The sequence below is a fragment of the Pedobacter sp. genome, from assembly GCF_035566355.1.
In the GTDB taxonomy this organism is placed as follows: Bacteria; Bacteroidota; Bacteroidia; order Sphingobacteriales; family Sphingobacteriaceae; genus Pedobacter.
The window spans coordinates 1-3,929 of record NZ_DATMRL010000162.1 but is presented as its reverse complement, the minus strand read 5'-3'; the positions used below and the strand labels follow the sequence as shown (position 1 = coordinate 3,929).

The 3,929-nt window shown below is 33.8% G+C and carries 6 protein-coding genes; all 6 read right to left on the bottom strand.

Annotated elements, in window-relative coordinates:
• On the bottom strand, positions 1-427 hold a 427-nt coding region (locus tag VNZ46_RS06405), incomplete at its 3' end, for a hypothetical protein (RefSeq protein ID WP_325559266.1).
• A gap of 150 nt (positions 428-577) precedes the next feature.
• A complete protein-coding gene (locus tag VNZ46_RS06400; protein WP_325559265.1) occupies positions 578-1,405 on the bottom strand; it encodes a hypothetical protein in 828 nt (275 codons plus the stop codon).
• A 185-nt stretch (positions 1,406-1,590) separates the two neighbouring features.
• The gene (locus VNZ46_RS06395; protein ID WP_325559264.1) at positions 1,591-2,184 is read right to left on the bottom strand and encodes a hypothetical protein; all 594 of its coding nucleotides are present in this window, start codon (positions 2,182-2,184) and stop codon (positions 1,591-1,593) included.
• A gap of 82 nt (positions 2,185-2,266) precedes the next feature.
• Positions 2,267-2,938: a hypothetical protein gene (locus VNZ46_RS06390; RefSeq protein ID WP_325559263.1), complete on the bottom strand. Its 672-nt coding sequence runs from the start codon at positions 2,936-2,938 to the stop codon at positions 2,267-2,269.
• A 73-nt stretch (positions 2,939-3,011) separates the two neighbouring features.
• Complete coding sequence (locus tag VNZ46_RS06385) at positions 3,012-3,524, bottom strand: hypothetical protein (RefSeq protein ID WP_325559262.1); 513 nt, start codon at positions 3,522-3,524, stop codon at positions 3,012-3,014.
• A 33-nt stretch (positions 3,525-3,557) separates the two neighbouring features.
• The coding region (locus VNZ46_RS06380; protein WP_325559261.1) for a sigma-70 family RNA polymerase sigma factor at positions 3,558-3,929 on the bottom strand (372 nt) is incomplete at its 5' end.

Below are 3,929 nucleotides of genomic sequence, written 5' to 3'. Positions count from 1 at the left end.
TACCTTGTTGGCAAAAGAGGTATGAACAGCTAACCTGCCAGGCAAGTGCAACGTAGTTGGGCAAATGGGCAAATTTATTTGGGATCATCAATTTCAGGTTACGTACATCTTTAAAACCGGTTTGATTTTTTCTAAACAGTTTAGTTTCAGAAACGGAGCTGGCATGAAAAAAATCGATTTTGTTGAATGAACCGATTAAGCTGTTTACATCAGGATGGGAATTAAACTCATATTTTGTAAATGAGTTAAGTATTTCTGAGATAGTGGTTCTGCTTTGTCCTTCAGCCGTCCAATGAGCTAAAACATATTTGTCCTTTTCGCAAACCGGTCTGATGGTTACGATCTTTTCTTCTGAAGTTTTATTTATTTCTTCCCAATCTAAAAGTGTTGTTGTTATCGTAGGAAGTATTGATTTTTCATTGGTCATAATAAAATATATTAGTTTGTGAAATTTTGATTTAGTGCAGTAGATCTTTAATACCTAGCAAATGCATTCTTGCGCGGAAGTTTTTTTTAAATAAACCCTAAGAGGCAAATAAAATAAAAGCAATTTCAGTTTCATTTAGTTTTTAATGAATTAATACTTGCTTATTTTTTCTATGGCATCTTTTGCAACAATTGTGAGCAGATCATTCTTACAATCCCATATAGAGAAAAAGTTTTTTGAAACAACCATGTGTTGTTCCCATTTTGCAATCTTTTCATAGAGCATGAGTGTGCAAATGTCAGTTGCTGTTATCAATTCATCAGTTTCGGATATATGTGAATGTATAGTTCCAAAAACTGAATCGTCATTTTCAGTCTTTGTTCCATAGTTTAGTACACTCATTTCTTTATGCAATGGTTTTACCTCAACAAGGATATTTTTAGGAGTAAATGTTAATAGATAGTCATTTCCAAATATTACTATGCCATTTGCGTGGGGCCCTGTCAAAATATAAACTTTTCGTTCATTTTTTGTAATTATTGGTATCAGGTTAGGATCGGTTTGCTCATAAAGTTTTATACCAGTATCTGTGCGGATCTTTTCATTGGCGATGGAACGAATAAGGAATAGCTGTTCCTCTACTCTTGTAAAATTTCTTATTGACAGGTCCGACCTCGCTTCCTTAGTATTGTAACTGCTGTCAAACGATATTGTTCCAATGACTTTTGGTTTTTGTTCTTTTGAAAAGAATATGCATTTTACCAGATTTGCGTCCTCATAGGAAAAAAAGCCGCCGATTTTTCCATGGTCTTTAAATTGTTCCATGAAAACATCCGTTCCAAACCAGGAAGCCATTTCCAATTTATAAAGATGTTTACCTTCTGCAACGATCAGCTTTGAATTCTCTTCGATTTTGTTTTGTCCAAAAGAAGAAAAGATTGCTAGTAATAGTATGAGTGCTAATAATATTTTATTCATAACAGTATTATTTATAAGAGTTAGATATTTTAGATGCTTGAATAAGGTTGTTGAAAAAAGGTTCCTGTAGGTTTTACAAATAATGCGTGGTGAAATACAACGACCAATTATTTAGATTTTATTTCTGAGTACAGCAATGCATTAATACAATGCCCGGGCATCGAAATGCCCCGGCTAACCAAAAATCAAACTGTAGAATCTTTAAGAAGAATTATTTTAAAATAAAAGCTGTCTGTTTCATCTTCCCAGTTATATTCAAATCTATACTTATCAGTATCATATTTGCGCATAAAAGAGTTTATTGTTTCAATATCTGCCTTTTTAAATTCTTTAAGCACCCCAACTATTTCCTTCTTACATGCAATTTTTGATATGCTGAGTACAAGATCAATTAAAGTATGTCCCACTCCTTTTCGTCTATGATCTAATTTTACATCAAGAAATATGAGTTCTATTTTCTCGGTCGTAATGTATAGGAAGGCTCTTGCAATATTTGCCTTTTGGAATTTGTATCCATGCACTTTTTCATAGGTTCTTACCAATAATTCAACCCAGTTCTCATTTACATACGAAATTGATGTAACTAAATAATCCCAGTATTTCGACGAAACAACATTATTGATTACGCCTGGTCTTCTTTGAATTAATTCCTGCAGTACAACCGCTTTTTCTTTCTGTTCTAAAAATTCAGCGATATCAATGTCGTCGAATTTGGGTTTGTTTTTATTTATAAGATTTCCAAAATAATTTGCAAACCAATTCCCGGGCTTAGTGTTCATATCTTGTTATTTTCGCAGGTCGCGGCAAATTGGTGCGTTTGATAAGCTTAGTCAATTTTATTTTTTTGTTGATGTCCTTTTGTTACCAGATAGGAAAATTATCAGTTCTTTGATATTTGGTTTCGTGTTCTTTCTCTGCTTTTTCAAATAAAAACAATATACCTTTTCTGCAATAAAATTCTAATATTGTTATTACATGGGTTTGGCATCTTTTTTTAATGAGAGGATGGTTAATCAGTAGCAATTCACTCGAATCAAGAAAAAGTTGCGGGGTAAAACAATCCCCCTCTTTTGCATTAGTTAATGAAGATTTGATCATTTGCTTTAAGCGTGGTTTGTAAATATCACCTTCATTAATAAATTCATTTATTGTTTTTAGGTCGTTATTGGGATGTATTATTGTTGGAAAATATTTTAAACGCCCTTCGAGGCTATTATTTTTTCTTCGCACAAGTCCCTTAGATTCCAGTTCCTTGAACATGAGAAGTAATTTATGCAAATAACACTGTGATGCTATTAAGTTGTCTTTGACGTTAAAGTCAATTGAACCTATGATATTTTTTAAGTTGATTTCTTTGTTTCCGGTAATATCTATCTGATAGAAATGACCCCTCAATAATTTGATGTCTTTTTCATATAAATCAAGACTAACATTAAAAATCATTTTTGGAGGGAGCAAATTCATATTTAGAAATGAAATTTGAGTTTGCAGGCATTTAGAAATATTTTCAAATTGCTTTTCAATTAATGACAAAATGAAATATAATTATTAATGTTTTTTGGAAAAAAATTGACGGGCCAGCCAGAATAGGAATAGTCCATTTTGTTCAGCTGACCCAGTATATATACAAATTTGAAAAGCCGCAATCAAATTGAATTTGTCTGCCGGAGCCCATGTCCACCAGGTTGCCGGAGAAGTCACCCGATATTTGTGTAAAGCCGTTAACCTGTAGATTCAGGGTAACCGCCCCGGATTGGGCGTAGGCGACTTCGTAATAGCCACTTTGTGATATAGCCCTTGATAGTGTTACTTCACCATTCTTGTTATCAAGTTGGTAGGTTCCGGACTTCAATTGTTGGCAATACAGTTTGACCGTAAGCAAGTATCCATCACCACCGATTGCCGTAATTACAAAATAATGGTTTACCGTGTCGAAGATATTATAACCTTTTAGTGTTGCGAGAGTGCCTGTAGCGTTAATTGCATAAGGCCCGCACATCATTGAAAGTCTGGGTTCGGCGGATCGTTTCAGTACAATATTCGGGTAATTTATGTTTTCATGTTTTGTGCAGGAAGAAAAACAAAAAATAATAAAAGAGAGTATGACAAAATATTTCATGGGGGTTTATTGAAAAGATTTTGAAATGGTATTCTAATTTAATAATCGATTCCTGGTATTAAGATGACGGGAAATTCCTTCTTTAAGGATGTTAATGGCATTGGACTTTTGGTTCCGGATAGTTTGCCTGGATAGATCGAGCTTAGCAGCGATCTCTTTTGTATCCAAACCGTAGACGTATAATTCTAAAACATTCTTACAGGCCGGAGGTAATTTTTCAAGGAGTTCGTAAACTAATTTCATCGTGATCATTTCGTTCTTGAATTGAAAACAGTTCTCATCAGATCCGTGATCCGATAGGTACAAGATTTCCTTGTGGGATGATCTCATGATTTTAGTATGTCTCATATGATCAAAACACGCATTTCTGATGGTAGTAATCATGATACCATCTTCTTTGAACGT